Origin of the sequence: Pseudoduganella sp., assembly GCF_041914865.1 — a bacterium.
Classification (GTDB): Bacteria; Pseudomonadota; Gammaproteobacteria; order Burkholderiales; family Burkholderiaceae_D; genus Rugamonas.
Genome location: NZ_JAYSCO010000033.1, coordinates 25,816 through 51,386, shown reverse-complemented (window position 1 = coordinate 51,386; position 25,571 = coordinate 25,816). Strand labels below are relative to the sequence as shown.

The 25,571-nt window shown below is 67.0% G+C and carries 27 protein-coding genes; 14 read left to right on the top strand and 13 right to left on the bottom strand.

The annotated features are described in order from the left end of the window. Positions 1–6 precede the first annotated feature (6 nt). A complete protein-coding gene (locus ACE3TQ_RS16175; RefSeq protein WP_374583311.1) occupies positions 7–531 on the bottom strand; it encodes a hypothetical protein in 525 nt (174 codons plus the stop codon). Beyond that, positions 521–1,021 (bottom strand): Spy/CpxP family protein refolding chaperone, encoded by a 501-nt coding sequence (locus tag ACE3TQ_RS16170; RefSeq protein ID WP_374583310.1) that lies wholly within the window; start codon positions 1,019–1,021, stop codon positions 521–523. The genes ACE3TQ_RS16175 and ACE3TQ_RS16170 overlap by 11 nt, the downstream gene beginning before the upstream one ends. Positions 1,022–1,148: 127 nt before the next feature. Between ACE3TQ_RS16170 and ACE3TQ_RS16165 the strand changes: the two genes are divergently transcribed. Further along, complete coding sequence (locus ACE3TQ_RS16165) at positions 1,149–1,832, top strand: response regulator (protein ID WP_374583309.1); 684 nt, start codon at positions 1,149–1,151, stop codon at positions 1,830–1,832. Between the two features lie 2 nt (positions 1,833–1,834). Next, complete coding sequence (locus ACE3TQ_RS16160) at positions 1,835–3,403, top strand: ATP-binding protein (protein ID WP_374583308.1); 1,569 nt, start codon at positions 1,835–1,837, stop codon at positions 3,401–3,403. A gap of 3 nt (positions 3,404–3,406) precedes the next feature. Here the strand turns inward: ACE3TQ_RS16160 and dcd are convergent, their stop codons facing one another. From dcd to ACE3TQ_RS16125, 7 genes are all read right to left on the bottom strand, one after another. Further along, complete coding sequence (gene dcd / locus ACE3TQ_RS16155; RefSeq protein WP_374583307.1) at positions 3,407–3,973, bottom strand: dCTP deaminase; 567 nt, start codon at positions 3,971–3,973, stop codon at positions 3,407–3,409. A gap of 41 nt (positions 3,974–4,014) precedes the next feature. Further along, positions 4,015–4,875: an alpha/beta fold hydrolase gene (locus ACE3TQ_RS16150; protein WP_374583306.1), complete on the bottom strand. Its 861-nt coding sequence runs from the start codon at positions 4,873–4,875 to the stop codon at positions 4,015–4,017. Between the two features lie 137 nt (positions 4,876–5,012). After that, on the bottom strand, positions 5,013–7,448 hold the full coding sequence (locus tag ACE3TQ_RS16145) for a DNA internalization-related competence protein ComEC/Rec2 (protein WP_374583305.1): 2,436 nt from the start codon (positions 7,446–7,448) through the stop codon (positions 5,013–5,015). A gap of 25 nt (positions 7,449–7,473) precedes the next feature. Further along, positions 7,474–8,283, bottom strand: a complete 810-nt coding sequence (locus ACE3TQ_RS16140; protein ID WP_374583304.1) for a TatD family hydrolase — start codon at positions 8,281–8,283, stop codon at positions 7,474–7,476. A 12-nt stretch (positions 8,284–8,295) separates the two neighbouring features. Next, on the bottom strand, positions 8,296–8,973 hold the full coding sequence (gene lolD, locus ACE3TQ_RS16135; protein WP_374583303.1) for a lipoprotein-releasing ABC transporter ATP-binding protein LolD: 678 nt from the start codon (positions 8,971–8,973) through the stop codon (positions 8,296–8,298). Further along, positions 8,966–10,228, bottom strand: coding sequence for a lipoprotein-releasing ABC transporter permease subunit (locus tag ACE3TQ_RS16130; protein ID WP_374583302.1), 1,263 nt, complete (start codon positions 10,226–10,228; stop codon positions 8,966–8,968). Before ACE3TQ_RS16130 ends, lolD begins: the two co-directional genes overlap by 8 nt. Beyond that, positions 10,221–11,510, bottom strand: a complete 1,290-nt coding sequence (locus tag ACE3TQ_RS16125; protein ID WP_374583301.1) for a lipoprotein-releasing ABC transporter permease subunit — start codon at positions 11,508–11,510, stop codon at positions 10,221–10,223. The genes ACE3TQ_RS16130 and ACE3TQ_RS16125 overlap by 8 nt, the downstream gene beginning before the upstream one ends. Positions 11,511–11,536: 26 nt before the next feature. Between ACE3TQ_RS16125 and ACE3TQ_RS16120 the strand changes: the two genes are divergently transcribed. Beyond that, positions 11,537–12,541, top strand: coding sequence for a hypothetical protein (locus ACE3TQ_RS16120; RefSeq protein WP_374583300.1), 1,005 nt, complete (start codon positions 11,537–11,539; stop codon positions 12,539–12,541). Beyond that, a complete protein-coding gene (gene recJ / locus ACE3TQ_RS16115) occupies positions 12,538–14,232 on the top strand; it encodes a single-stranded-DNA-specific exonuclease RecJ (RefSeq protein WP_374583299.1) in 1,695 nt (564 codons plus the stop codon). The genes ACE3TQ_RS16120 and recJ overlap by 4 nt, the downstream gene beginning before the upstream one ends. Here the strand turns inward: recJ and ACE3TQ_RS16110 are convergent, their stop codons facing one another. The 3 genes from ACE3TQ_RS16110 to ACE3TQ_RS16100 are packed head-to-tail and all read right to left on the bottom strand — an operon-like array spanning position 14,233 to position 16,947. Beyond that, the gene (locus ACE3TQ_RS16110; protein WP_374583298.1) at positions 14,233–14,673 is read right to left on the bottom strand and encodes a DUF4440 domain-containing protein; all 441 of its coding nucleotides are present in this window, start codon (positions 14,671–14,673) and stop codon (positions 14,233–14,235) included. Between the two features lie 31 nt (positions 14,674–14,704). Beyond that, positions 14,705–15,529, bottom strand: a complete 825-nt coding sequence (locus tag ACE3TQ_RS16105; RefSeq protein WP_374583297.1) for a type VI secretion system baseplate subunit TssG — start codon at positions 15,527–15,529, stop codon at positions 14,705–14,707. Then, the gene (locus ACE3TQ_RS16100; protein WP_374583296.1) at positions 15,493–16,947 is read right to left on the bottom strand and encodes a type VI secretion system baseplate subunit TssF; all 1,455 of its coding nucleotides are present in this window, start codon (positions 16,945–16,947) and stop codon (positions 15,493–15,495) included. The genes ACE3TQ_RS16105 and ACE3TQ_RS16100 overlap by 37 nt, the downstream gene beginning before the upstream one ends. A 131-nt stretch (positions 16,948–17,078) precedes the next feature. On the opposite strand from ACE3TQ_RS16100, the gene ACE3TQ_RS16095 reads away from it, so the two are divergent. The 4 genes from ACE3TQ_RS16095 (at position 17,079) to ACE3TQ_RS16080 (ending at position 20,163) form a co-directional block, all read left to right on the top strand. After that, complete coding sequence (locus ACE3TQ_RS16095; RefSeq protein WP_374583295.1) at positions 17,079–17,516, top strand: MbcA/ParS/Xre antitoxin family protein; 438 nt, start codon at positions 17,079–17,081, stop codon at positions 17,514–17,516. After that, complete coding sequence (locus ACE3TQ_RS16090; RefSeq protein WP_374583294.1) at positions 17,517–18,200, top strand: RES family NAD+ phosphorylase; 684 nt, start codon at positions 17,517–17,519, stop codon at positions 18,198–18,200. It abuts the gene before it with no gap. A gap of 9 nt (positions 18,201–18,209) precedes the next feature. Further along, entirely contained in the window at positions 18,210–18,530 is a 321-nt protein-coding gene (locus tag ACE3TQ_RS16085; protein WP_374583293.1) for a DUF2288 domain-containing protein, read from the top strand. Between the two features lie 112 nt (positions 18,531–18,642). Then, on the top strand, positions 18,643–20,163 hold the full coding sequence (locus ACE3TQ_RS16080; RefSeq protein ID WP_374583292.1) for a dienelactone hydrolase family protein: 1,521 nt from the start codon (positions 18,643–18,645) through the stop codon (positions 20,161–20,163). Here ACE3TQ_RS16080 and ACE3TQ_RS16075 read toward each other — a convergent pair. Continuing rightward, positions 20,144–22,156, bottom strand: coding sequence for a bifunctional 2',3'-cyclic-nucleotide 2'-phosphodiesterase/3'-nucleotidase (locus ACE3TQ_RS16075; protein ID WP_374583291.1), 2,013 nt, complete (start codon positions 22,154–22,156; stop codon positions 20,144–20,146). The two genes, ACE3TQ_RS16080 and ACE3TQ_RS16075, sit on opposite strands and share 20 nt — an antisense overlap. Before the next feature lie 226 nt (positions 22,157–22,382). Between ACE3TQ_RS16075 and ACE3TQ_RS16070 the strand changes: the two genes are divergently transcribed. The 6 genes from ACE3TQ_RS16070 (at position 22,383) to ACE3TQ_RS16045 (ending at position 25,521) form a co-directional block, all read left to right on the top strand. Beyond that, positions 22,383–22,997: a PEP-CTERM sorting domain-containing protein gene (locus ACE3TQ_RS16070; protein WP_374583290.1), complete on the top strand. Its 615-nt coding sequence runs from the start codon at positions 22,383–22,385 to the stop codon at positions 22,995–22,997. Between the two features lie 66 nt (positions 22,998–23,063). Beyond that, entirely contained in the window at positions 23,064–23,573 is a 510-nt protein-coding gene (locus tag ACE3TQ_RS16065; protein ID WP_374583289.1) for a phage tail protein, read from the top strand. A gap of 19 nt (positions 23,574–23,592) precedes the next feature. Continuing rightward, a complete protein-coding gene (locus ACE3TQ_RS16060) occupies positions 23,593–24,129 on the top strand; it encodes a phage tail protein (RefSeq protein WP_374583288.1) in 537 nt (178 codons plus the stop codon). A gap of 14 nt (positions 24,130–24,143) precedes the next feature. Next, entirely contained in the window at positions 24,144–24,665 is a 522-nt protein-coding gene (locus tag ACE3TQ_RS16055; protein WP_374583287.1) for a phage tail protein, read from the top strand. 4 nt (positions 24,666–24,669) lie between these two features. Continuing rightward, positions 24,670–25,155, top strand: a complete 486-nt coding sequence (locus ACE3TQ_RS16050) for a GNAT family N-acetyltransferase (protein WP_374583286.1) — start codon at positions 24,670–24,672, stop codon at positions 25,153–25,155. A 3-nt stretch (positions 25,156–25,158) separates the two neighbouring features. Next, positions 25,159–25,521 carry a hypothetical protein gene (locus ACE3TQ_RS16045; protein ID WP_374583285.1) on the top strand — a complete coding sequence of 121 codons (363 nt, stop codon included), beginning with the start codon at positions 25,159–25,161 and terminating at the stop codon, positions 25,519–25,521. The last annotated feature ends 50 nt before the right edge of the window (positions 25,522–25,571 follow it).

Here is a 25,571-nt window from a genome sequence, read left to right as displayed (position 1 = left end):
CCCCCTTCAAGCGGAAGTGTTGACCAGGTTGCCGCTGCTGCCCGACTGTGGCAGCTTGTCGGCCAGCGCCTGCAGGAAGCCGGCCAGCTTGCCCCCGGCATCGCTGCTGTCGACGCCCAGCGCATCCAGCAGCGCCGAGAAGGACGAGCCAAGCGCACCGCCCTGCCCGTCCTGTGCTTCGCCCTGCAGCGATGCGGCCAGGCTTTGCAAGTCGCCTGCCAGCCGCCCCGGGCCGCCACCCGGAGCGAAACCGCCTTCCGCCTGCGCCCCGTTGCCGGCGCCCTGCTCGTGCAGGGCATCCATCAGCTGCTGCAGGAAACTGCCCATGGCGCTGGCGGCATCCTCCTTGCCGGAAGCGGCGGCGTTGCCCGCACCCAGCGTCTGCAAGGCCTCGCCGATCGCATTGATGAAGCCTTCGGCACCCGGCGGCTGGCCGCCCGGCGGCGGCGCGGGCGGCGCCGGGCGCGCCTTGTCGCTGCCGGACGAAACCTGGCTGATGTAGTTGCCGCCGCCGATCGCATTAACGTTCATTGAAACCTCCGGCGCGGTGTGGACGGTTCTTGCGCTCCTCCAGCTGCTTGCGCTGCTCCGGGGTCAGCAGGGCCAGCACCTTCTGGTGGGTGCGGACGTGCGCCAGCGTGATATTGGCCTGGGCCTGGGCCGCCGCCTGCGCCAGTTTGGTGGCGGCTGCATCGTCGAATTTGTCCGCGTTGCGCATCTCATGCAAAGCTTGCATCGCCTTCTCATGGGCTCGGTGCTGTTCGCGCAGGTAAGGCGCCTGGCTGTGCATCAGCTGGAACACCTTGTCCTCCTGGCTATCCGACAAGTCCAGGCCGTGCAGGAAGTGCATGCCCGGGCCGCGCATACCGGGGCCGGGGCCGTGGCCGGGGCCGAATCCAGGCCCGCCCCCCGGTCCGGGCCCGCGCTCGCCCATTGGCGGGATGCCTTCAGCTGCGCCACCCGCCAGCGGCAACGCCAGGGCAGCGGCCAGCAGCAGCGCGCTATGTTTGCTCTTTTTCATGTCAATCCTCCAATGATGTTTGCGAGGTCCCATTCTCTGGCCGGCGCCTGTAAAGCGCGGTAAGCGGCAGGTAAAACGATGTAAAGATGGGGCGGGTCGGCGGGGCCTGTTTGTTATCATGGGTGCCATGAACAAGGTCCTGTTGATTGACGACGACGTCGAACTGGTCGGCATGTTCCAGGAATACCTGGAACAGGAAGGCTTCGATGTCAGCACTGCCCATGATGGGGAAACCGGCGCCGCTTCGGCATTGACCGGGCTATACGCCATCGCCATCCTCGATGTGATGATGCCGCGCATGAACGGCCTGGAGACCCTGCGCCGCATACGCGCCGTCAGCCGCATGCCGATCCTCATGCTGACCGCGCGCGGCGACGATACCGACCGCATCGTCGGCCTGGAGCTGGGCGCGGACGATTACGTCACCAAACCCTGCACGCCGCGCGAGCTGACCGCGCGCATCCGCGCCATCCTGCGCCGCACCCAGGCCGTCGCCGATAGCGGCAGCGGGCCGCTGGTGGTGGGCCAGCTCTCCATGTGGCCGGAGCAGCGCCGCGCCGCGTGGGCGGGCGTGCCGCTCGACCTGACCAGCACCGAATTCAACCTGCTGGAAGTATTGGCGCGCAATGCCGGCAAGCCGGTCAGCAAGAACATCCTGTCCGAGCAAGGCCTGGGACGTCCCATGGCCCGGTTCGACCGCAACATCGACGTCCACATGAGCAGCCTGCGGCATAAGCTGGGCACCATCTCCGATGGCCGTTCCTGCCTGCAGACGGTGTACCGCCTGGGCTACCAGCTGATCCGGGAGTAAGCGTGGGCCGCCTGTTCTGGAAGTTCTTCTTCTCCATCCTGCTGGCGCAGATCGCGGCCACGGCAGCGATCGGCGGCGCCGTCTGGCTGCGCAGCCGCGCCGCGGCCGAAGCCCGCCCCTCCGACATCGAGACCGGCCCGCCGGCCGAACTGGCCATCGAGTCGGCCGCCGCCACGCTCGCCTTCGGCGGCACCGACGGCCTGCGGCAACTGCTGGAAAACATGCCGCGCCATCGCGTCTTCGCGGTGGGCGACGACGGCAAGGAGCTGCTGGGCCGCGTCGCCAGCCCGGGCATGCTGGCCGATGCGCAGAAGATGCTCGCCAGCGCCGACCCGCGCGGGGTGCGCCACGTCAGCGCGCCGGACGGCAAGCGCTTCCTGCTATTCCTGCCTTCGCGCCGCCACCACGGCGGCATGGAGATGCCCGATTCGCGCGCCCTGCTGGCCGGTTCCGGCATTCCGGGCCTTGACCCGCGCGCCTACCGCCGCCCCGACAACCGGCCTCCGCCAGTGCCCGCGGGCGCCGGCTCCGCCGCAGCTGGCGCGCCACTGGATGCGGGCAGCGCCGCCTCCGCAGGTGCAGGCGGCATGCCGCTGCCGGCGCCCGGCGCGGAATTCGGGCCGGGCCCAGGGCGTGGCGGCCCCGGTGGTCCGCCGCCCCGCTTCCGCCCACTGACGCCTTTCGTGCCGATCGGCGCCGCCGTGCTGGCCAGCCTGCTGTTCGCCGCCTTGCTGGCGTGGTATTTCGCGCGCCCGATCCGCGCCCTGCGCCAGGCGTTCGACGCGGCCGCATCGGGCGACCTGGAGCCGCGCTTCGCTGGCAAGCCGCGCGCCGGCGGCGACGAGCTGACCACGCTGGGCCGCGACTTCGACCGCATGACGGCCCGCCTGCGCGCCCTGCTCGAAGGACAGAAAAACCTGCTGCATGACGTATCGCACGAGCTGCGCTCTCCGCTGGCCCGCCTGCAGGCCGCCATCGGCCTGGCCCACCAGCAGCCGGAAAAGGCCGCCGCCTCCATGGAGCGCATTGAAAGGGAAAGCGTACGGATGGACAAGCTGGTCGGCGAACTGCTCACGCTCTCGCGCCTGGAAGCCGGGGCGTTCGACGCGCCACAGCAGCAGTTCAGCATGGGCGAGCTGCTGGACGAGATCCTGCAGGACGCCCGCTTCGAGGCCGCCAGCGTCGGGCGCGAAGTCAACGCCCGCCTGGACGCGGACGCGCAGGTCAATGGACAGCCCGAACTGCTGGCGCGCGCGATTGAAAACGTGGTGCGCAACGCCATCAAGCACAGCCCGGAAGGGGGCAGGATCGAGGTGGAATCGTCGCTGGAAGGCGCATACCTGCGCGTGCGCGTGCTGGACAACGGTCCGGGCGTGGCGCAGGAAGACCTGGGGAAGATTTTCCAGCCCTTTTACCGCAGCAGCGGCGCGGCGCAGGACGTGGACGGGCATGGACTGGGGCTGGCCATCGCCCAGCAGGTGGTACAGCAGCACGGCGGCCGCATCGCCGCCGCCAACCGGGTTGGCGGCGGGCTGTGTGTGGAGCTGGCGCTCCCGGTACTGAAGACGTAAGGCTTAGGCTTTTGGCAGGGTCACGCCGTGCTGGCCCTGGTACTTGCCGTTACGGTCCTTGTACGAGATCTCGCACACTTCATCGCTCTCGAAGAACAGCACCTGGGCGCAGCCTTCGCCGGCATAGATCTTGGCCGGCAGCGGGGTGGTGTTCGAGAATTCCAGGGTCACATAGCCTTCCCACTCAGGCTCGAACGGCGTCACGTTGACGATGATGCCACAGCGCGCGTAAGTCGATTTGCCCAGGCAGACGGTCAGCACATTGCGCGGAATGCGGAAGTACTCGATGGTGCGCGCCAGTGCGAAGGAATTCGGCGGGATGATGCAGACGTCGCTCTTGATGTCCACGAAAGAGTTGGAATCGAAGTTTTTCGGATCGACGATGGTGCTGTTAATGTTGGTGAACACCTTGAATTCGTCGGCGCAACGGATATCGTAGCCGTACGACGAAGTGCCGTAGGAGATCACTTTACGGCCATCCACGGCGCGCACCTGGCCTGGCTCGTAAGGCTCGATCATGCCGTGCTGCTCCGCCATGCGGCGAATCCATTTGTCGCTTTTAATCGTCATCGCTGGGACTTTCTAGTTTAAATAATTGTGCGAATTTTACATCAGGCGCGCATGCGCTGGGGCTCTTCGGCCGGTGCGGCCGGTTGCGCCGGCGCGGCATGCAGCGTATCGCCCAGCATCTGGCGGATCAGGTCGCGCGTCATTTCCGCCGCCTGCAGCGGCATCTCCATCGGGAACAGGTGGGAGCCGCGCATCATGCGGAAATTGCGGCCCACCAGCTTGCGCGTGTGCTGCAGGCCGGCCTGCCGGTTCTCTTCCGACTTGTCGCCGGCCACATAGGCCACCGGCACCGGGAAGCCGTTCTTGACCAGGCGCCCGATATCGTGCGGCAGGGTGCGGTAGATCGCGGTTTCAGTCTCGCGCGTAAAGCGCAGCTGCACGCCTTCCGCGTGTTCGACCAGGCCATGCTCCAGGTAGTCGAGTAGCACGCCGGGCGCCCAGGCGCCGAACACTTCCTTGCTGGCGAAATGGCGCAGCGCTTCCTTCTGGCTCGGCCAGACGTTGCGGCGCTTGGCGGAAAAGCGGGCCGGCGAATAGCGGTCCGCGATGCCGCTGCCTTTGAACAGGCGCCATACCATGGCGCGCCAGCCGGCCACCACCGGCGAATCGAGCATCACCACGCAGCGCGCCAATTCCGGGCGCCGGGCGGCGGCCATCAGGCTAAGCAGGCCGCCCAGCGAGTGGCCGACCAGGATCACCGGCTCGCTGTAGCGGGCTTCCAGCTCGGCGATCAGTTCATCGACCAGTTTGCCCCAGCCGTCTTCGACCGGGTAGCGCGGATTATGGCCGTGCATATCCAGCGCCTGAATTTCAAAGTCCTTGCCCAGGTACTCAAAGAATTGGCGATAGGTCCCCGAGGGATAGCTGTTCGCGTGCGCGAAATGAACTTTCGGTTTCGTCATCAAACTATTCTAGAAGCTATGGCAACAATCGTTTTGTACAAAGCCTCTAATTATCGCTCAGGTTTTCCTGCCATGCCAGTAGCCATCGTAGCTTGCCCTGTGGAATATTTCCAATAAGAAACGACGCGGCGTTTGCCCTATTGGCCATACCAGTAGCGCGGATGCTGCCGGCGATAGGCGCCCAACGCCAGGCCGGGCCCGAGTTCAATGGTGACGGCGCCCGTTTCGTCGCTGCGCCAGATGCCGGCACCCAGGGCGCGGTAGCGTTCCACCACGTCGGCGCGCGGGTGCCGGTAGCGGTTGCGGTAGCCCAGCTGGAAGAGCGCGTGGCGCGGCTGCACGGCCGCCAGGAAGGCGGGCGTGGAGGAGGTGCCGCTGCCGTGGTGCGGCGCCAGCAGCACGTCCGCCTGCAGTTTTCCAGGCACCGTCGCCAGGAGCTCGGCTTCCTGCGCCGCTTCGATATCGGCCGGCAGCAGGATGCTGCGGCCGGCGGCCGACACCCGCAGCGTGCACCCGCGCGCATTCGGTTTCAGCGTGGGGTCGGCGTAGCTTTCCGGTGTGGGATGCAGCATTTCGAAGCGCACACCGTCCCAGCTCCACTCTTGGCCGGCGACGCAATGGTCATGGGCGCTGGCGGCGGCAACGATGTCGTGGCCGGGCGGTAGCGACGACAGCACCTTGGCCGTGCGCACCTCGCGCAGGATGGCCAGGGCGCCGCCGGAGTGGTCGCTGTCGCTGTGGCTGACCACCATCAGGTCCAGCGCGGTAATGCCGCGCGCCCGCAGGTAAGGCAGGACGACGCGGTTGCCGCCATTCGCTTCGGGGGTATAGGTCGGGCCGCTGTCGTACAGCAGGCGGTGGCTGGCGGTTTCCACCAGCAGGGCCATGCCCTGGCCGACGTCGAAAGCGATCACACGCAGCGTGCCCGGTGGCGGCGCCTGCGGCTGGGCCGCCAGCAACGGCAGCCAGCAGGCCGGGCCGAGCCAGCGCAGCGGCCAGCCGCGCGGCGCCAGCATCCAGGCCGTGCCGGCAAGGGCAAAGGCGAAGGTCGGCCAGTCCGGCGCCGGGGCCGACCAGATGGCGAGCGGCTGCGCCGCCAGCCATTGCAGCTGGTCGAGCAGGAGTTCCAGTATCCAGTGCGCGCACCGCAGCACCGGCTGCGCCAGGGGCTGCGGCAGCACGCTTCCCAGCAGCGCGAGCGGCGTGACCAGCAGGCTGATAACGGGAATGGCGACCGCATTGGCCAGCGGGCTGGCGAGGGAGACCTGTGAAAACAGCAGCATCGTCAGGGGCACCAGGCCCGCCGTCACGGCAAACTGCGTGACGGCAGCCAGCCGCAGGTTGTCCAGCTGCCGCCCGCGCCAGGTGCGCACCGGCCGGTCCCCTGCTTCGGCGCCGGCCGGTTCCGCCGTTGCGCGCACCGGTCCCATCCTGCCGATGGTGGCGTAAAGAATGACCGCCACCGCCCCGAACGACAGCCAGAACCCCGGCCACATCACCGCCCACGGATCAAGCAGCACCACCACGCCTGCAGCCAGGGCCAGCACGTGCGATATCGCCGCCATCCGGTCCAGCCACATCGCCAGCGCCACCACGGCCAGCATGTACAGCGTGCGCTGGGCCGGCACGCCGAAGCCGGCCAAAGCCACATACGCCCATGCCGCCAGCAGTCCCGCCAGTACGGCCACGCGCGGCGCCGGGAGCCTGAGCGGCAGCTGCCACGCCGGCACGAAGAACGAGCGGCGCCACAGCCAGCCCGCCAACCAGGCCGCCAGCCCCGCGATCATGGTGATGTGCAGGCCCGAGATGGATACCAGGTGGGCAATGCCGGTCCGGCTGAAAACCTGCCAGTCCTGCTGCGAGATCCCGCGCTGGTCGCCCATCGCCAGCGCCGCGATGACGCCAGCGTAGCGCCGCTCCGGCAACGCATCGCCGATACGCTCGCGTATCCAGTAGCGGGCACGCTCCACCGCGTTGTGCGGCGACGGCACAAACCCGGACAGTCGTTCGTTTGGCCCTTCGGCGCGCACATAGCCGGTGGCGCGGATGCCCTGCTCCAGCAGCCACAGCTCGTAATCGAAACCAAAGGGATTGGCATTGCCATGCGGGCGCTGGAGGCGCACTTTAAGGCGCCAGCGCTCGCCCGGCAGCAGCTCCGGCGGCGGCCGCATGGCGCCGGCGCGGCCGGCATACCAGGACAGCACAATGCGCGGCGGCACGCTGGCCGGCGACTCGACGGAAAAATTGAAGCGGGTGCTTCCTTCCTGGCGGCCCGGCAGGCTGTCCACCGTGCCGGTGACTTCGATATCCCGCCCTTCGTCGGCGCGGTCCAGGGCATGCGAAAGCGTGTTTTGCGCGACGTGCGCGGCCCAGGCGAATCCAAGCAGCGCGCCGGCCACCGCCGCCAGCCCTGCACGCAGCGCGGGCGCCGCCCGGGACGCCAGGCGCCAGTGCCACAGCGCGGCCAGCACCGCCCCGGCCACGCAGGCCAGCAGCTCGACCCCGTCCGGCAGGATGGCCTGCCGGTGCAGCCATGCCGCACCACCGACCAGGCCGAGGATTGCGCAGCGCATCTCCCCTCCCCGGCCGGTGCGCCGCTCAGGCGGCCATCAAGGCCCGCAAGCGCGGCATCACATCCAAAGCGTTGCCGGTAGTGGCCAGGGCGACGCTGTCGGCATCCTCGCCGCGCAGCTCGGCCAGCGCCGCGCCGATGCCGGCCACCTCGGCCGGCGTATTCACGCCCGGATGAACCCAGGAAGGCGCGATGTCCGGCGCATCCGTCTCCACCACGATCGACGACAAGGGCAGTTCAGCCGCCAGCCGGCGGATCTGCAGCGCCCGGGTAAAGGTCAGGTTGCCGCCAAAACCCAGCTTGAAGCCCGCGTCGATATAGGCCTGCGCCTGCTGGAAGCTGCCGTTGAAGGCATGCGCGATGCCGCCCGCCGGCCCGATCTGGCGCACATGCTTCAGCACCTGGTCCTGCGACTTGCGCACATGGCACAGCACCGGCAGGCCGAAGTCGCGCGCAATGCGCAACTGTTCGCGCAGGAAGAACACCTGCTTTTCCCGCATGTCCGGCTCGCACAGCATGGGGATGAAGAAATCCAGGCCGATCTCGCCGATCGCCACAAAACGCGGGTCCTCCATGGCCTGCGCCACCGCCTCACGCATGAAGGCCAGGTCATCCTCCACCGCATGCGGCACATAGATCGGATGGATTCCCAGCGCATACGAGGCATTCGGCGCCAGGTGGGCCAGTTCGCGCACCACGGCAAAATTGGCGCGGTCCACGGCCGGAATCACCACCATGCCGACGCCCTTCTCCCGCGCCCGCGCAGCCAGCGCCAGGGACGCGGCCTGGTCGCCGAATTCGTGCGCGTCCAGGTGGCAGTGGGTATCGATCCACATATCAGTCTCCCGTCAGGCGGGATTCAAGCCTTCGTCGGTCAGGCGCAGCATGCGGTCGCAGCGCGTCGCCAGGCCGGGATCGTGGGTCACGATCACGAAGGCCGTGCCCAGGGTGCGCGACAGCTCCAGCATCAGGTCGAACACCTGCTCCGCCGTCGTGTGATCGAGGTTGCCGGTCGGCTCGTCGGCCAGCACGCAGGCCGGCTGCGTCACCAGCGCGCGGGCCAGGGCCACGCGCTGGCGTTCGCCGCCCGACAACTCACCCGGCACGTGGGTCACGCGCTTGGCCAGGCCGACACGGGCCAGCATTTCCTGCGCTTTCTGCTCCGCGTCCGCGCGCTTCATGCGGCGGATCAGCAGCGGCATCGCCACATTGTCCAGCGCCGAGAACTCCGGCAGCAGGTGGTGGAACTGGTAGACGAAGCCCAGCTCCTGGTTGCGCAGGTTGCCGCGCTGCGTCTCGTTCAGGGACGCGAAATCCTCGCCTTTCAGCACCACATTGCCGGTGCTCGGCGTATCCAGCCCGCCCAGCAGATGCAGCAGGGTCGATTTGCCGGAGCCGGAAGCGCCGACAATGGCCACGCGCTCGCCGCGCTGCACCGACAGGTTGATCTTTTCCAGCACCTTGACGACGTACGCGCCCTGGGTGAAGGTCTTGCCGAGATTGCGGCAGCTCAGTACATCATTCATAACGCAGCGCCTCCGCAGGTTTGACGTTGGCAGCCCAGCGGCTTGGATACAGGGTCGCGGCAAACGCCAGCAGCACGGCCACCACGCCGATCACGCCGACATCGGACCAATGCATGTCCGACGGCACGGTGCTGATTGTGTAAATATCCTTCGACAAAAACTGCACTCCCAACAGGTTTTCAATAAATGGAACAATGACATCGATATTCAGCGACACCAGCACGCCGCCGCCCACGCCCAGCGCAGCGCCGAGCAGGCCGACCAGCGCACCCTGGATCATGAAGATCTTCTGGATCGATCGCGGCGAGGCGCCGATGGTGCGCAGGATGGCGATGTCGGCCTGCTTGTCCGTCACCGTCATGACCAGGGTCGAGACCAGGTTGAAAGCCGCCACCGCCACGATCAGGGCCAGCACCACAAACATCATGCGTTTCTCAGTTTGCACCGCCGCGAACCAGTTCGCATTGAGTTTTGACCAATCCCGTACAGTCAGCTCCTTCGGCACCAGTTTTTGCAGCTCCTGCGCCACTTCCGGCGCACGGTGCATGTCGGCCAGGCGCAGTCGCAGCCCGGCCGGGCCCTCCAGGCGCAGCAGCTTTTGCGCGTCCTCGATATGGATGAAGGCCATGCCCGCATCGAATTCCTGGTGCCCGGCGACGAATACGCCGGCCACCGTGAAATTGCGCATGCGCGGCACAATCCCGGCCGGGGTCACCGTGCCCTGCGGCAGCACCATGGTCACCTTGTCGCCCAGGTTCACCTGCAGGGCGCGCGCCAGGTCGATGCCCAGCACGATGCGGAATTCGCCCGGCTGCAGGTCGTTGAAGCTGCCGTAGCGCGTGGTGCGCGCCAGGTCGGACACATTCGGCTCCTGCGCCGGCAGCACGCCGCGCACCACAGCCGGGCGCAGCGCCTCGCCGCCGCGCGACAGCATGGCCTGGGCCTGCACGAACGGCGCCGTCCCTTTCACCTCGGGATTGGCCTGCAGGCGGCGCGCCAGGTCCTGCCAGTCCGGCAGGCTGGCGCCGCGCTCGAACACTTCGACGTGGGCGAGTACCGACAGCATGCGGCCCGTCACGTCCTTGCGGAAGCCGTTCATCACCGACAGGATGATGATCATCGCCGCCACGCCCAGCGCAATGCCGCTGACCGAAATCAGCGAAATGAAGGAGATAAAGCTATTGCGGCTGCTGCGTTTGCCTGCGCGCGTGTAGCGCAGGCCGACCAGCCATTCAAAGGGCAGATTCTTACTCATAACGCAGGGCCTCCGCAGGTTTAACGCGGGCAGCCCGCCAGCTTGGGTACAGCGTCGATACCAGTGCCAGCAGCACCGAGGTCAAGCCGATGGCGCCGACATCGCCCCAGCGCAGCTCGGACGGCACGGCGCTGATGAAATAGATGTCCTTGGACAGGAACTTCATGCCGAACAGGCTTTCGATGGCCGGCACGATCACGTCCACGTTCATCGCCAGCAGCACGCCGCCCGCCACGCCGATGGCCGTGCCGAACAGGCCGACCAGCGCGCCCTGCACCACGAAAATCTTCATGATCGAGAACGGCGAAGCGCCCAGCGTGCGCAGGATGGCGATATCGGCCTGCTTGTCGGTCACCGTCATCACCAGCGTCGCCACCAGGTTGAAGGCGGCCACCGCGATGATCAGGGTGAGGATGATGAACATCATGTTCTTCTGCGACTTCACGGCGGCGAACCAGCCGGCATTCAGCTTGGTCCAGTCGCGCACCACCAGCTGGCCAGGCAGCGTGGCGCGCAGCCCGTCGGCCACGGCCGGCGCCTGCTGCATATCCTGCAGGCGCAGACGCAGGGCAAACGGGCCGCTCATATTCACCAGCGGCAGGCCGTCCTCCATATGCACCAGGCCCAGGCCGGAGTCGAATTCATTGTGCCCGGCCTCGAAAATGCCGGCCACGGTGAAGGAGCGCAGGGTCGGCGCCATGTTCGACAGCGAATTCCCCTGCGACAGGGCCAACGCAACGCGGTCGCCCACCTTGGCCTCCAGCTCGCGCGCCAGTTCCGCGCCCAGGATGATGTTGTACGCGCCCGGCTGCAGCACATCCAGGCTGCCCTCCTTCATCTGCCGCCCGATATCGGAAACTTTCGGCTCCTCCGCCGGCAGGATGCCGCGCACCAGGGCCGGGCGCAGCTTGTCGCCGCCATGCACCAGCATGCCCTGCATCTCGACAAAGGGCGCCGCGCCCGTCACCTGCGGATTGCGCGCAACTGCGGCGGCCGTGGTGCGCCAGTCGGCAAAGCCGGTGCCGCTCACTTCATACAGCTCCACATGGCCCAAGACGGACACCATGCGCTCGGTCACCACTTTCTGGAAGCCGTTGTACACGGATAGCACCACGATCAAGGCCGTTACGCCAAGCGCGATGCCTGCCATCGAAATCGCTGAGATAAAAGAGATGAAACTATTGCGCCCATTGCGCCTGCCGGCGCGTGTGTAGCGCAGGCCAACCAGCCATTCAAACGGCATTTTTGTCAAATTGTTACAGTAAAACCCGCAGTTTGCCATATAAAGAGATTCCACTACAATGCCGCATGGCTTCCACAACCGTCGTACTCCCCTTCGCCCTGCCGCCCGCCGAACTGGCCCCGGAACTGAACCGCAACCTGCAGGCGCCTGCCCTGGCCGCATTACTCTCGCGCAATAACGTAGTAAAAAGGCACGCCGGCGCCGAGGATAGCCGTGTGCTGCCGCACGAATCCTGGCTGGCGCAGGCGGCCGGATTGCCGCTGGCGGACGCGGTCATGCGCGGTTTCGGCCTGGCGCCGGCGGATGGCCACTGGTTCATCGTGCACCCGGTGCATATCCAGCTGGCCCGCAACCACCTGGTGCTGGCCGACACGCGCCGGCTGCAACTGGCGGAAGCCGACGCGCGCGTACTGTTCGACCTGGCCAAGCCATTTTTCGATGAATTGGTCTGGGGCGACGCCAACACCTGGTTCATGCGCGCCGATGCCTGGCAAGGGCTGGACACGGCTTCGCCCGATGCCGCCATGGGCAGCAACCTGGCCGACTGGATGCCCGCCGGGCCTACCGCGCTGGGCTTCAAGAAGCTGCAGAACGAAATCCAGATGCTGTGGCACGAGCACCCGGTGAACGAGGCGCGCCAGCAGCGCGGCCTGGCGCCGGTGAATTCCTTCTGGATGTGGGGCGGCGCCAGCGCCACCGGCGGCGGCCACGCTGCAGGCGGCGCCGGCCAGCGCCTGGCCGTGGCGGCGACAGGCAACGCCCAGGCTCCCGCGTGGCTGCGCGCCCTGGCCGCACCGGACGCCAAGGCAGCCCCCGGCGAGCCGGGCGCGGTCGTCCTGCCGCACCTGATTCCCGCCGGCGCCGGCAACGACTGGGGCGCCTGGCTGGGCGCCATACAGCAGCTGGAACAGGAATGGTTCGCGCCCCTGCTGGCCGCCCTGAAAGACGGCCGCCTCAGCGACCTGACCCTGGTACTGACCGACCGCGACGGCTGGAAAGAAATCCGCACCAGCAAAGCAGCCCTGCGCAAATTCTGGCGCTCACAGAACCTGAAGAATCTCTCGCAATGACCCGTATCGCCATCCGTCCCTGCCCCCAGCGCGAAACCGACCTGCTGCGCCAGGGCGGCATCCACCCTGTATTGGCGCGCCTGTACGCAGCACGCGGCCTGAGCGACCCGGGCGACCTGTCCAGCGAACTGGCCGCCCTGATGCAGCCATCCGGCCTGCTGCACATCGACCGCGCCGCCGTCTTCCTTGCCGATTCCATCGCCGCCGGCAAGCGCATGTGCATCGTGGCCGACTATGACTGCGACGGCGCCACCGCCTGCGCCACCGCCCTGCGCGGCCTGCGCGCCCTGGGCGCCACGGTCGACTTCATCGTCCCCAACCGCTTCGAGTACGGCTACGGCCTGACGCCGGAGATCGTCGAGCTGACCGCGCGCGAGAAAGCGCCCGACATCATCATCACCGTCGACAACGGCATCGCCAGCATCGAAGGCGTGGAGGAAGCCAAGCGGCGCGGCATCGACGTGGTGGTGACCGACCACCACCTGCCCGGCGACGCACTGCCCGACGCCCGCGTGATCGTCAACCCGAACCAGCCCGAGTGCGGCTTCCCGTCCAAGCACCTGGCCGGCGTGGGCGTGGTGTTCTACGTCCTGCTGGCCCTGCGCGCCGAAATGCGCCGCCGCGGCCTGTTCGACGCCCAGACCCAGCCCAAGCTCGACTCCCTGCTCGACCTTGTCGCGCTGGGCACGGTGGCCGACGTGGTGCGGCTCGACACCAACAACCGCATCCTGGTGGCGCAAGGCCTGAAGCGCATGCGCGCCGGCCGCATGCACCCGGGCGTGGCCGCGCTGTTCCGCGTTTCCGGCCGCTCGCCACGCACCGCTTCGCCGTTCGACCTTGGCTTCGCGCTCGGCCCGCGCCTGAACGCCGCCGGCCGCATGGAGGATATGTCGCTCGGCATCGAATGCCTGCTGACGGACGACGAAACGCGCGCCTGGGAACTGGCGCAACAGCTGAACGACATCAACCTGAAACGGCGCGAGATCGAAGCCGAAATGCAGGATGCCGCGCTGCTGCACCTGGACGACTTCCAGCCCGCCGACCGCACCACGATCTGCGTCTTCGACGAAAGCTGGCACCAGGGCGTGATCGGCATCGTCGCCTCGCGCCTGAAAGAGCGCTTCTACCGCCCGACCATCACTTTTGCCCCGGCCGGCGACGGCATGATCAAGGGTTCCGGCCGCTCGATTCCCGGCTTCCACCTGCGCGACGCGCTGGACCTGGTGTCAAAGCGCGCCCCGGGCGTGATCGACAAGTTCGGCGGCCACGCCATGGCGGCGGGCCTGAGCCTGCGCGCCGAGGCCTTCGACCACTTCTGCGCCGCCTTTGAAGCGGTGGGCCAGGCCTGGCTCTCCGAATCGCAGCTGGAGCGCGTGGTGGAAACCGACGGCCCGCTGGAGGATGGCTGCTACACCACCCAGTTCATCGAACTGCTGGACGGCCAGGTGTGGGGCCAGGGCTTCGCGCCACCGGTGTTCTGCGACGAATTCCGCGTGGTCAGCCAGCGCATCCTGAAAGAACGCCACCTCAAGCTGATGCTGGAGAAAAACGGCGCGCGCTACGACGCCATCTGGTTCGGCCATACGGACGCGCTGGGCGAGCGCGCCCGCGTCGCCTTCCGCCTCGACGCCAATGAGTACAACGGCGTCACCCGCGTGCAGCTGCTGGTGGAGCACGCCGAGTCGGCCTGATTACTTCTTGCAGTCGCACACGCGTTCGCCCTTGTCGAACACGATGCGCCATTTGCCCGGCGCTTCCAGTCGCCAGACGGAATTGAAGCGGCTGACGATCTTGCCTTGCGGGTCGCGCACCGGGCCGGAGGAATGGGCCAGCGTGCCGGAATCGAGTACTTCGACCGCGTCGGGCTCCCAGCTGAAAGGCGCTTCCGGCTTGTCGTAGAAGGCCTTCCACTCCGCCGCCACCGCATCCTTGCCGCGGAACACCTTCGGGCCATGGATGAAAACCGCCTCCTCCGCCAGGAACGAGGCGAAGGCCTGGTGGTCGCGCTTGGCCATGGTGGCGGCGAAAGCGCGCTCGGTATCGGCCACCTGCTGTTTCAGTTCGGCGTTGCCTGGTGCTGCGAAAGCGCCGCCGCAGCCCAAGGCCAGCGCAAGAATGATCGCCTTTTTCATCGCATCTCCCCGCTTGTTGTGGTGGCCCATACTAGCAAAGGCGGTAGCGCAAGTCATCCCGCAAGCCAGCCGATCGCCCGGCCAGCAACAGCGCGTCATAGCCAAGCCGGGGGCCCGCACCCAGGCTCGCACCCTGCGCGGCGCCGGGACGCAGTAGGATACAGGCCTCCGCCCGCAGTTCGGCGCCGCCGCCGCGACTACCCGCCAGCGCGGACCAGCGCTGCGCCAGTGCCTGCGCGCCAGCCCCGCCGGGCAGGAACGCCTGCGCCGCGCCGGCATCCAGCGGGCCCACCACCACCCGCACCGCGCCATCCAGCCGCCACAGGCGCTCGCCCAGCAGCGCCCCGCTGCCGCAGCAAGCGTTGCGGCCACCCAGCGCGCTGGCCTGGCTCGCCGGCAGGACTTCCCAGCGGCCCACAAACTGTTCGACGGCCACCGGCACCCCAAGCGATAGCGCCAGCCGCTCGCCCAATGCGCGCGCCCGAAGCGGGCCACGCCGCCCCGGCAGCGCCGGCAAGGCCGTGTGCTCCGGGCGCGCCGCCCGCCACGCGGCGCAGAACATATCGATCGCCGATGCCGACAACAGGTCGAGGAACGCGCGCGCCGCCCCGCCATCCGCGCGCAACACCGCTTCGGTATAGGCGAATGGCAGCGTGCCCGCGACGCCAAGCAGCCCCACGCAAGCGGGCGTAATGTCATTCCCTTCCAGTCCGGCCACATCGCTGGCCGGGAACGCCAGGGACAAGCTGTTGCGCCAGCCCGGCGCGTGCAGGCTGGACGCCAGCTGGAAAAGGCCATAACGCCGGGCACCATCGCGATCTATTCCAGCAGGGTCGCCCCATTCCTCGCTTTGCATCGGATCAGCTCCTCGCCGGTGCGGGCGGAAACCAGCACCAGCCTGGTGAAAGTATTCAGGTGGGCGCACTCGCCAAAGAAGCGCTCCATCACCTGCGCGAACAGCAGCAGGCCGCAGCCGGCAAACGGCGCCTCGTCGATATGCAGGCGCAGCTCGGTGCCGGCCAGCGGCGCCGCGCGCGCCGGCTGCAGCAGCACCGAGCGCGCCTCCAGCGACTGCACCGCGCCGATCATGGCGTGCGCCGCCGGGCTGGGATGGATGGCCTGCGTCGCCATCAGTTCGCGCAGCGCCTGCGCGCTGGCCGGCAGCAACTCCAGCGCCAGCAGCGAGTTCAGTTGCCAGCGGCAGGCCGGTCCGCGTCCGGGCCGCGCCAGCACGCTGGCGCGCTGGGCGCAGCTGGTATCGATGGACACCACCGCGCCGTCCGGCCAGCGCCGCCCCATCGCAATCCGCCACTCATGCCCGGCCGGAGCACCCGGCGCCTGCCGGGCCACCCAGCCCTCGGCGCGCTCGCCGCCGACGGACACGCGGTCGATCGAAAAGATTTCCAGCTCCGGTGGGACGGAAACCAGGTACTCCGCCTGCCGCCCATCCAGCCTGACCGGCGCCGCCGCAGTGGGGAACAGCATGGCCGACGCTGTCCAGCCGACGCGCAGCCGGGAAGCCTCCAGTCCCGCCAGCAAGCGTAATGCCGCGTCGCTGCCGCGCCCAGCAGCCAGCGGCAGCCGCAGGGTGGCGGTTTGCCGCCCGCCGCACGGCAGCGGGAATTTCAGCCGCACCAGGTTGAAACGCTCTGGGCAAACCAGCAGTTCGCGCAGCAGCGCCAGCCCCGCATGCTCACCCGCAGGGCGCGGCAGCAGCGCTTCGCCCGGCTCCAGGCCGCACGGTGCAAAAGGCCACTCCGCCAGCCGTTGCCATTCCCCGCCGTTGAACCGGATGCCGGCATCGAGGCTCGCAGCGCCGCCTAGCAAAGCGGTCCGCAGCGCAGCGCTGAACGCCGCATCGCCATCGATATGGAGATCCACCGCGCCGCCTGGCAGCGCCCCGCTGCATTCGATATCGAGCTCGATCAGCGCGCTCCCGCTATCGCAGCCACGGCAAAGCCGGGCGGCCACAATCGCCAGCGGAGCGGCATCAGGCCCTGGTCCGATCCGGCAAGCCGGGAAGATGCGCAATTGCTGGGGAAAGTGGCATTGCAGCAGATGCTCGTCGGTCTGCCACGCGGCCCGCTGCAAAGCCAGCCCGGCGCGCGCATGCACGGACGCCACCCCTTGAACCAGCCGGTCGACATGGGCATCCGCCGCCCCGCCGCCGGCCCCGAGCTGCCCCGCCAGGCGCGGATGGCGCGCCGCCAGCGCCAGCCCATCGCGCCGGAAATGCCGCAACTGCCGCTCCAGCATAGGAAGGATTTGCTCCATCGCAAGCCTCAATCGATGATTTAGTGCAATATTGACAGCAGGCAGCGCAGCGAACTTTGATGCGCGGCAAACGGAAGCAACTTGAAATTTATGCAGAAGTGGAGTATAAAGAATCCAGAAACGGAGGAAATATGATTCCCGCCTATGCCTACCCCACTAGCGAATACGCCATCCCCGTCCCGGTTGACCTCAGCCGCAAGGACGAACGCGAACGCCTGTCCAAAGCCGCCCTCAAGGGCTTTTTCAAGCTCGTCGAGGCCTGGAAACTGCGCGACGATGACGCCCGCGAGCTGCTGGGCGGCCTGTCCAGCAGCGCCTTCTACGAATGGAAGAAGCATCCCGACCGGGTACTTGAGGTCGACCGCATCACGCGCATTTCCTACCTGCTCGGCATCTACAAATCGCTGCATATCATTTACGGCGACAAGCTGGCCGATGAATGGATGAGCCTTGCCAACCGTAACAGCATTTTCGGCGGCCGCACGCCACTGGACTACATCCTGGCCGGCGGCATCCTCGCCATGCAAACAGTGCGCCAGTTGCTCGACGCGCGTCGCGGAGGCCTGTAATTGCCGCCATTTCGCCTGCTGCGCCAATTCGACACTGTCCGCCTGATCCCTTCGCGCTTTGTCGATAAAGAAGATTCCGTGCTGTCCGCGCTGGCCGATAACGACGCCGAGCTGCAACAGCTTTTTGAACTGGATAACGCCACCAATGCCCGCCTGCGCGCCGAACACGGCGGCGCCCTCGGTATCGGCATTGAAGAACTGGTCTACTACGTCCCCAACTACCGCAGCATCAACGCCGCTTTCACCTATGCCCGCCCGCAAGGCAGCCGTTTCAACGACGGCCAGCGCGGCGCCTGGTACTGCGCCTTTGAGCATGAAACGGCGCTGGCCGAGGTGATCTTCCACAAAACTGTGGAATACGCCGAGATCGACCGCTTTGACGACAGCGTGAGCTACCAGGCCTTGCTGTCCGATTTCAGCGCCCAGTTCCACGACATCTGCGGCCAGCCGGAATACGATGCCTGCCTCGACCCCGACAGCTACGTCGCCTCGCAGCGCCTGGCGCGCGAGCTGCTGGCCGAAGGCTCGACCGGCATCATCTACCCGAGCGTACGGCGCCCCGGCGGGACCAACCTGGCCTGCTTCCGCCCCGCGCTGGTGGGCAATGTTCGCAAAGGCCCGGCCTATCGGTTAACATGGCGGGGTACGCCGGCGGCCATCGTCGAGCAGATTCCACCGATTTAAGAGTAAAACATGCAGCTGAAACCAGAGAAGGACGCGGAACTCCGCGCCAAAGTCAATCGCGAAACCGCCCGCATCCCTTGGAGCGAACTGCTCAAGCACTTCGCCCAGGGCAATGTGGTGTGGGTGGCCGATGAACTGGACCTGGTGGACGTCGCCGTCCGCATCGCGCACGACGACAAGACCAGCATTTCGGCCTGGATGACGGCAGGCCAGGTGGCCAAGGTCTCCGACGCGCAGTGCCAGCAATGGATTGCCGAAGACGCCACCCTGTGGGCCAGCGTCGTCAGCCCCTTCATCCTCGTGCAGCAGGAAAAGCGTAAGCCGCATTAAGCAAGCGGGCAGTGACATTCAGGGAGATTTGGAGGGCCATGGGACGGCTATACTCGGCCTTCCCCAACCCTCTTGCCCTCGCATGCTCCGCCCACTGCTTGCCTTAGCCTTCATGGCAGCCGGTTTCGCACACGCTGCCGATACCTTTGAATTCAAGAATGAGCCGGGCCCGCATGCGGTCGGGCTGAAAGTCGTCCAGCAATACGACCGCTCGCGTGTATATAAGCCGCGTGTCTCGCTGGTCACCGGCCAGCCGACCAGCGGTGAACGCGCGCGGCCGATGCAAATGCTGGTCTGGTACCCCGCAGGCCGGAACGGCGGCAAGCGTGTCACCTTTGAAGACTACCTCGCCACCCAAGCCACCGAGGACGATTTCACGCTCGATACGGCTGCCGTTCAGCACGCGACCGCCGGGCGTATCGCCGAGCGCAAGGCGATATTCCCGCACGCCGCCAAAGTATTGGCAAGGCCCATGTGGGCAGTGAAGAATGCGCCCGAAGCCCCGGGCAAATTTCCTGTCGTGGTCTACGCCCCGAGCTTCAGCGCGACCGCGAGCGAAAATGCAGACCTGTGCGAATACCTGGCCAGCCACGGCTACCTGGTGCTGGCCAGCAGCTCACTGGTAGCGAACAGCCGCAGCATGACCGACGATATCGAAGGCGTGGAAGCCCAGGCTGGCGATATCGCCTATCTGATTTCCCATGCTTCCAACCTGCCGCAGGCGGACACCAGCAAAATCGCGGTCGCGGGCTTCAGCTGGGGCGGCCTGGCCAATATCGCGGCGGCGGCGCGCGATGACCGCATCAAGGCCCTGGTTGCACTGGATGGTTCCGTACGCTATTACCCGCAATTGGTGGATGGCGGCAAGGAGGCGATCCGCTATGTGAGCCCGGCGCGCCTGCCGGTCCCTCTACTGTACTTCGCGCAACGCCCGCGTTCCATCGAGGCCCTGAACCAGCGCGGCAAGAGCACCTCCTACAGCCTGCTGAACCAGATGGTGTACAGCGACGTGCTGGTGGCAACCATGCATCCGATGGAACATGCGAACTTTGCGGCGGACGGCCTGCGTTTCACGCCGGACGCCGCTTTTGACGAGTACACGCGCGACGAGGTGAACGCAGCCTACCAGTGGATGTCGCGTTACACGCTGCGCTTCCTGGACGCCTACCTGAAGGGCGACGGCAAGGCCGCCGCATTCCTCGCCAATAAGCCGGGCGCCAACGGCGTGCCGCCGCATATGATCTCGCTCGATGTGCGGCGCGGCAGCGGCTCCCCGCCGACGCGCGAGAACTTTGTCGCCCAGTTGGCGGCGCGCGGCTTCGAGCACGCCTTCGCCGCCTATAACGAGATCCAGAAGCGGGGAGCGACCTTCAAACTGCAGGCGCATGACATCAATAGCTGGGGCTACGAGCTGCTGCGGGCTGGAAAGCTCAAGGAGTCGATTGCCATCTTCCGCTTTGGCACTGAGCTGGAACCATCAGACGCGAACCTGTACGACAGCCTGGGCGAGGCCCAAGCCGCGGCCGGGCTGCGCGACGATGCCATCCGCAATTACCGCCGCTCCCTTGAACTGAATCCGAAGAACGCCAATGCCGTTGAACGCCTGAAGGCGCTCAACGCGGGCCAAGGGTAAGTTCGTACAAGGCAAAGCCCTTGCCCGTCCCGTCGTCAGCCGCCAGCTCGCGTACAAAGTCCAGGCCCGCCTCGCGCGCCAGCGCCAGCTTGCCGGGCGCGGAGCGGAACACCACCGGGCCACGCGTTTTCACCGGTGCGAAGCACCAGCTGCGCGCCGAGCCGTTGGCGGCGCGCGTCAGGCGCTTCACCGTTTTCAGGTAATCGATCAGCACCGCGCGGTTATTATCCGGCGAGGCGAAAATGGTCTTGCTGCCATCCAGCCCCGGGAAGCCGCCGCCGCCGCTGGCGCGGAAATTATTCGTCGCCACGATGAATTCCTGTTCCGCGCGTACCGGCTGCCCGCGCCAGGACAGGCCCTTGATACGCTGGCCCACCGGCTGCGTCACGTCGATCTGGTAGCGCACGTCCGGGTCGGTCAGCATGTCAAAGTTAAAGCCGGGGAAGCCGGCATTCACCAATTCCTGCGGCTCGCTGCGCGCCGGGTCGATCTGGCTGAAGCGGCCGGCGGCGCGCTCCAGCCAGGCTTTCAGGCCGGCGCCGTCCACCTTCACCGCATGCAGGTCGTTGGGATACAGGTACAGGTCGGCAGCGTTGTTCAGCGCCATGCTGCCCGGTGCCACATCGGTGTAGTCGGCCACGCCGGCCGCGCCGGTTTTGAATGGCGCGGAGACCGACAGCACCGGCAGCGCTGCGTACTGTGGCAGGTTGGCCTGCACATGGCGCCGCACGTAGTCGGCCTGCGCCTGGTTCACCACCTGGATCGCCGACACGTCGCCCACATCGGCGAAATAGGCCGACATGCGGAAGTCCGTCTCGCCCACCGGCGTCTTGACGTAGGCGATGGTGGCCTCGTGCTCGGCCTTCACCAGCGCGGCAATCGCCGGGTCGGGTTCGACGAAGCTGCGGTCGGGGCGCTGGATACTGCGCGTTTCCACCCGTGCCGCAGCGGCATCGGCCACCCAGCGCCGGCCATCATGGCGCAGCGCCAGCTGGATGATGCCGAGGTGTTTGCCCCATAAGCCGGGCATCACGGTCGGCACCCCGTTCACGCGGCCCTGCGCCTTGTCCACGCCCGGCAGGTTGAAGCCGGCCGATTTGCTGGCGGCGTTCGGGAACACTTCGTGCGAATGCCCGAGCAGCAGCGCGTCGATGCCCGGCACCTGCGCCAGGTGCCAGCTGCCGTTCTCCATGGCCGGCGCATAGCCCGCGCCATCCAACCCGCCGTGCGAGATGGCCACCACCACCTCCGCGCCGCGCGCGCGCATCTCGGGGATGTAGCGCTGTGCCGTCTCGCGCCAGCCTTCGGTGCGGACGCGCCCTTCCAGCCAGCGCTTGTCCCAGCCCATGATGGCGGGCGTGGTGAAGCCAATGATGCCGACCCTGACCGTCGCCCGCGCGGGCTTGCCATCCGGCCCCGTCACACTGACCTGCTTGTCCAGGATGCGGTAGGGCTCGAACAGCGGCTTGCCGTCGCGCGCACTGACCACATTGGCCAGCACGATCGGGAAGGCCGGGCCGGCGCAGGGCTGGCTGCGCTGCTGCGTGCCATCCACGCCGAAACGGCTGCCCGTCACCTGGCCGAGGAAGCCGAGCCCCCAGTTGAATTCATGGTTGCCGACCGAGCCGCCATCGAAACCCAGCGCGTTCATCGCCTTGTGGATGGCCAGCGGCTGGCCGCAGCCGACCGGCGCTACCAGCGCCTGGTAGTCGCCCAGCGCCGTGCCCTGGATCGTATCGCCGTTATCGAGCAGCAGCGTGTTCGGGAACTCCTGGCGCGCCTGGCGGATCAGGGTGGCGGTGCGCTCCAGGCCAAGCGAGGCGTCCGGCGCCAGCTTGTAATAGTCGTAGCCGAGCACGTTGGCATGCAGGTCGGTGGTTTCCAGAATCGTGAGCGTGGCCTGGGCGCCCGCTTGCGGACCGGTGGGATGGGTGGCGCAGGCGGCCAGCATGGCGGCCGCGGGCACAAACAGGAGATAGCGCATGAACTGCATTCTTTAATGAAATTTACTGATGAATATAAGCGAGCCCAGCTGCATCAGCACTTGCAATCCACAGAATTGCAGATTGCTCTCTGGGACCGGGCGCCGCAGCTTGCAAAATTATATGAAACCTTTGCGAAAGCGCCACGTTATTGGAAAGAAATGTCCGATTGTCAATGCTCGGCCGTATGATCCACCTCAAATCCCGACGTTGTGAATAACGATAAAGGACGACATCATGAAACTGCGCGCCGCCCTCTGCGCCCTGCTCCTGGCAAGCCCCTTCGCCCACGCCGGCCCCAACCTGGTGCTGAACGGCGACTTCGAGAACCTCGACATCAGCATGTGGACCCTGGCCAGTCCCGGCGGCGGCCAGCAGGCGTTTGGCGAGGACGTCACCGGTTCGCCCCTGTCCGACGCCACCAACCGCGTCTTCGGCGACTTGAACACCACCGAACTTGGTTTCCTGCGCCAGACCATCGCCACCATCGCCGGCGCCACCTACAAGCTCACGTTCGACCTGCAGCGCTGGACCGTGGACCCGCAGTTCCCACCCGATAACCAGGCCCAGGTCAAGTTCGGCAATACCGTGGTGTTCGACGAAAGCGATATCGCCGCCGACTGGGATACCATCACCCTGACGGTCACGGCCAGCAGCGCCTCGACCATCCTCGAGTTCGGCAACTTCAACAACGACCCCATCTTCTGGAACCAGCTCGACAACATCAGCCTGGAGTTCCTGCGCGGCCCCAATGATCCTGGCGATCCGGAGCTGCCGGAGCCGGCCAGCCTCCTGCTGCTGGCGGGCGGCCTGGCCGCATTGCGCCTGGCACGCCGCCGCCCGCGCGCCTGACCCACCCCACCCACTGAAACGGCCGCAGCGCCCCGCCGGGGGCGCGCGCACCTGCAAGGAGGCTGCATGTCCGAAGCATACCTCGCCGAAGTCCGCATGACGGCGTTCAATTTCGCCCCCAAGGGCTGGGCCCTGTGCAATGGCCAGTTCCTGCCCATCAACCAGAACCAGGCCCTGTTCGCCATCCTTGGCACCACCTACGGCGGCAATGGCGTCACCACTTTCGCCCTGCCCGACCTGCGCGGCCGCGTCCCGGTCCATTTCGGGCAATCCTTCAGCCTGGGCCAGCAAGGGGGCGCCGCGACCCACACCCTGACCCAAGCCGAGACGCCGGCGCACTCGCACAACCTTGGCATATCCACCGCCGTCAGCCACCAGGCCGACCCTGCCGGCCGCGTGCTGGGCAACGTGGAAGCGGGCGCCATCAACTATTACGCACCGCACGACGCCAGCGCCCAGCTGGCGCCGAACACCGTCGCCAACGCCGGCGGCGGCCAGCCGCACGAAAACATGCAACCCTACCTGACCGTGAACTTCATCATCGCACTGCAGGGTATCTTCCCCTCCCGCGACTGACCCCTACCGGAGCCGGCACATGACCCCTTTTATCGGTGAGATTCGCATGTTTGGCGGGAACTTCCCGCCGGTGGGCTGGGCCTTCTGCAACGGCGGCCTGCTCTTGATTTCGCAGAACGAGGCCCTGTTCGCACTGATCGGCACCACCTATGGCGGCGACGGCGTGAGCACCTTTGCCCTGCCCGACCTGCGCGGCCGGGTGCCGCTGCACCAGGGCGCACTGGCCGGCAACAACTATGTCATGGGCCAGCGCGCCGGCGTGGAAAGCGTCACCCTGCTGGCCGCCAACCTGCCGTCGCACAGCCACAGCGCGTATGCCAGCACGGCCGCGCCACCGGCAACCGGCAGCGGCATCAACCTGAACGGTCCCAACGCCTACGTCCCAGCCGCACCGGCCAAGCCGAAGTTCTATGCCGCCGCCGGCTCCCCCACCGTTGCCATGTCCAGCCAGGCCATCCAGCCCAGCGGCGGCAACCAGCCGCATGACAATATGGCGCCCTTCCTGGCAATCAGCTTCATCATTGCGCTGGAAGGCATCTACCCAATCCAGGACTAGTCCAGGAGCCCAGCATGTCCGAACGATATATTGGCGAGATACGCATCTTCACCGGCAACTTTGCCCCGTCCGGCTGGGCCCTGTGCAATGGCCAGCTGCTGCCGATTGCCCAGAACACGGCCCTGTTCTCCCTGCTCGGCACCACCTATGGCGGCGATGGCAAGGTCACCTTCGGGCTGCCCAACCTGCAGGAGCGCATGCCGCTGCACGCCGGCACCGGGCCGGGCCTCACGCCGCGCGACCTGGGCGAGCAAGGCGGCAGCGCCACCACCACGCTCACCCTGCAGCAAATGCCGTCGCATGGCCACGGCATGAACGCCGCCAGCGCAACGGCCACCGTGCAGTCGCCCGCCAACGCCCTGCTGGCCAAGCCGGTAACGATCAGCGCGCCCTACCACGATGTGGCGGCCATGGCGCCGTCGGCGCCCGGCATGCTGGGCACGGCGGGCAACAGCCAGCCACATAACAACCGGCAGCCCTACCTCGCGCTTAACTTCATCATCGCGCTGACCGGCATTTTCCCGCCGCGGAGCTGAAGCCATGGCCGGACAGCTTTCCCTGCGCGCCGTCACCTCCAGCGACCAGGACTTCCTGCTGGCCCTGGTCGACAGTACGCGCGAAGACATGTCCCTGCTCGACCGCACCCTGCGCGGCATGCTGGTGCGCATGCAGCACGAAGCCCAGGTGACGGACTACCGCCGTCGATTCCCCCGCCTGGAACAGAACCTGGTCCTGGCCGACGGCGCGCCGGCCGGGCGCCTATACGTGGCGCGCGGCGGCGGCGAGATCCGCCTGGTCGACATCAGCCTGCTGCCCGCCTTCCGCCGCCAGCGCATCGGCGCCAGCCTGCTGGCCCGGCTGCAGGACGAAAGCCGGCAGACCGGCTTGCCCTTGCGCCTGCACGTCCTGCTGGGCAGCCCGGCGCTCAAGCTGTACCAGCGCCTCGGTTTCCAGCCCGGCGCCGTGGAAGGTTTGTACCAGGCCATGGAATGGCACCCGCAATCCAAAAACTTATCAAAGGATTAAGCCATGCAACGTCGAAACTTCCTGCTGGCCGCCGGCGGACTGCTGGGCGGCCCCGCCGTCGCCCGCGCCGCCGAACTGGCCGCGCTGCCGCCCACCCCAACCACCCTGCGCCTGGCCGGCTTCCGCCAGCTGGTCGGACAGGAATTCATGGCTTATCAGGGCAAACGCGGCGCCCAGCTGGGACTGGTGGCCGTGCGCGCTGGCAAGGCACTGCCGCACCAGGAACAATTCACCCTGGTGTTCGCCGGCCCGCCCGGCCTGGCGGAAGGGATTTATGAAATTGACAACCCCGGTACCGGGCGCATGGCGCTTTACCTGGAACCGGCCGGCGCCCGCTACCACGCCGAATTCAGCCTTCTGGTCTAGGCTGCCCGATGCCCCAGCCTCTGAGGTATAATTTCAGGTTCGATTTCACA

Coding starts and splice junctions, on each gene's coding strand:
- ACE3TQ_RS16145 (WP_374583305.1), bottom strand. CDS start 7,448: ATGCGCTGCGCAATCCTCGGCCTGGTCGGTGGTGCGGCATGGCTGCAC.
- ACE3TQ_RS16095 (WP_374583295.1), top strand. CDS start 17,079: ATGATTCCCGCCTATGCCTACCCCACTAGCGAATACGCCATCCCCGTC.
- ACE3TQ_RS16105 (WP_374583297.1), bottom strand. CDS start 15,529: ATGCAAAGCGAGGAATGGGGCGACCCTGCTGGAATAGATCGCGATGGT.
- ACE3TQ_RS16150 (WP_374583306.1), bottom strand. CDS start 4,875: ATGACGAAACCGAAAGTTCATTTCGCGCACGCGAACAGCTATCCCTCG.
- ACE3TQ_RS16045 (WP_374583285.1), top strand. CDS start 25,159: ATGCAACGTCGAAACTTCCTGCTGGCCGCCGGCGGACTGCTGGGCGGC.
- ACE3TQ_RS16080 (WP_374583292.1), top strand. CDS start 18,643: ATGGCAGCCGGTTTCGCACACGCTGCCGATACCTTTGAATTCAAGAAT.
- recJ (WP_374583299.1), top strand. CDS start 12,538: ATGACCCGTATCGCCATCCGTCCCTGCCCCCAGCGCGAAACCGACCTG.
- ACE3TQ_RS16110 (WP_374583298.1), bottom strand. CDS start 14,673: ATGAAAAAGGCGATCATTCTTGCGCTGGCCTTGGGCTGCGGCGGCGCT.
- ACE3TQ_RS16130 (WP_374583302.1), bottom strand. CDS start 10,228: ATGAGTAAGAATCTGCCCTTTGAATGGCTGGTCGGCCTGCGCTACACG.
- ACE3TQ_RS16170 (WP_374583310.1), bottom strand. CDS start 1,021: ATGAAAAAGAGCAAACATAGCGCGCTGCTGCTGGCCGCTGCCCTGGCG.
- ACE3TQ_RS16060 (WP_374583288.1), top strand. CDS start 23,593: ATGACCCCTTTTATCGGTGAGATTCGCATGTTTGGCGGGAACTTCCCG.
- lolD (WP_374583303.1), bottom strand. CDS start 8,973: ATGAATGATGTACTGAGCTGCCGCAATCTCGGCAAGACCTTCACCCAG.
- ACE3TQ_RS16125 (WP_374583301.1), bottom strand. CDS start 11,510: ATGGCAAACTGCGGGTTTTACTGTAACAATTTGACAAAAATGCCGTTT.
- ACE3TQ_RS16175 (WP_374583311.1), bottom strand. CDS start 531: ATGAACGTTAATGCGATCGGCGGCGGCAACTACATCAGCCAGGTTTCG.
- ACE3TQ_RS16050 (WP_374583286.1), top strand. CDS start 24,670: ATGGCCGGACAGCTTTCCCTGCGCGCCGTCACCTCCAGCGACCAGGAC.
- ACE3TQ_RS16065 (WP_374583289.1), top strand. CDS start 23,064: ATGTCCGAAGCATACCTCGCCGAAGTCCGCATGACGGCGTTCAATTTC.
- ACE3TQ_RS16075 (WP_374583291.1), bottom strand. CDS start 22,156: ATGCAGTTCATGCGCTATCTCCTGTTTGTGCCCGCGGCCGCCATGCTG.
- dcd (WP_374583307.1), bottom strand. CDS start 3,973: ATGACGATTAAAAGCGACAAATGGATTCGCCGCATGGCGGAGCAGCAC.
- ACE3TQ_RS16085 (WP_374583293.1), top strand. CDS start 18,210: ATGCAGCTGAAACCAGAGAAGGACGCGGAACTCCGCGCCAAAGTCAAT.
- ACE3TQ_RS16120 (WP_374583300.1), top strand. CDS start 11,537: ATGGCTTCCACAACCGTCGTACTCCCCTTCGCCCTGCCGCCCGCCGAA.
- ACE3TQ_RS16055 (WP_374583287.1), top strand. CDS start 24,144: ATGTCCGAACGATATATTGGCGAGATACGCATCTTCACCGGCAACTTT.
- ACE3TQ_RS16140 (WP_374583304.1), bottom strand. CDS start 8,283: ATGTGGATCGATACCCACTGCCACCTGGACGCGCACGAATTCGGCGAC.
- ACE3TQ_RS16100 (WP_374583296.1), bottom strand. CDS start 16,947: ATGGAGCAAATCCTTCCTATGCTGGAGCGGCAGTTGCGGCATTTCCGG.
- ACE3TQ_RS16070 (WP_374583290.1), top strand. CDS start 22,383: ATGAAACTGCGCGCCGCCCTCTGCGCCCTGCTCCTGGCAAGCCCCTTC.
- ACE3TQ_RS16165 (WP_374583309.1), top strand. CDS start 1,149: ATGAACAAGGTCCTGTTGATTGACGACGACGTCGAACTGGTCGGCATG.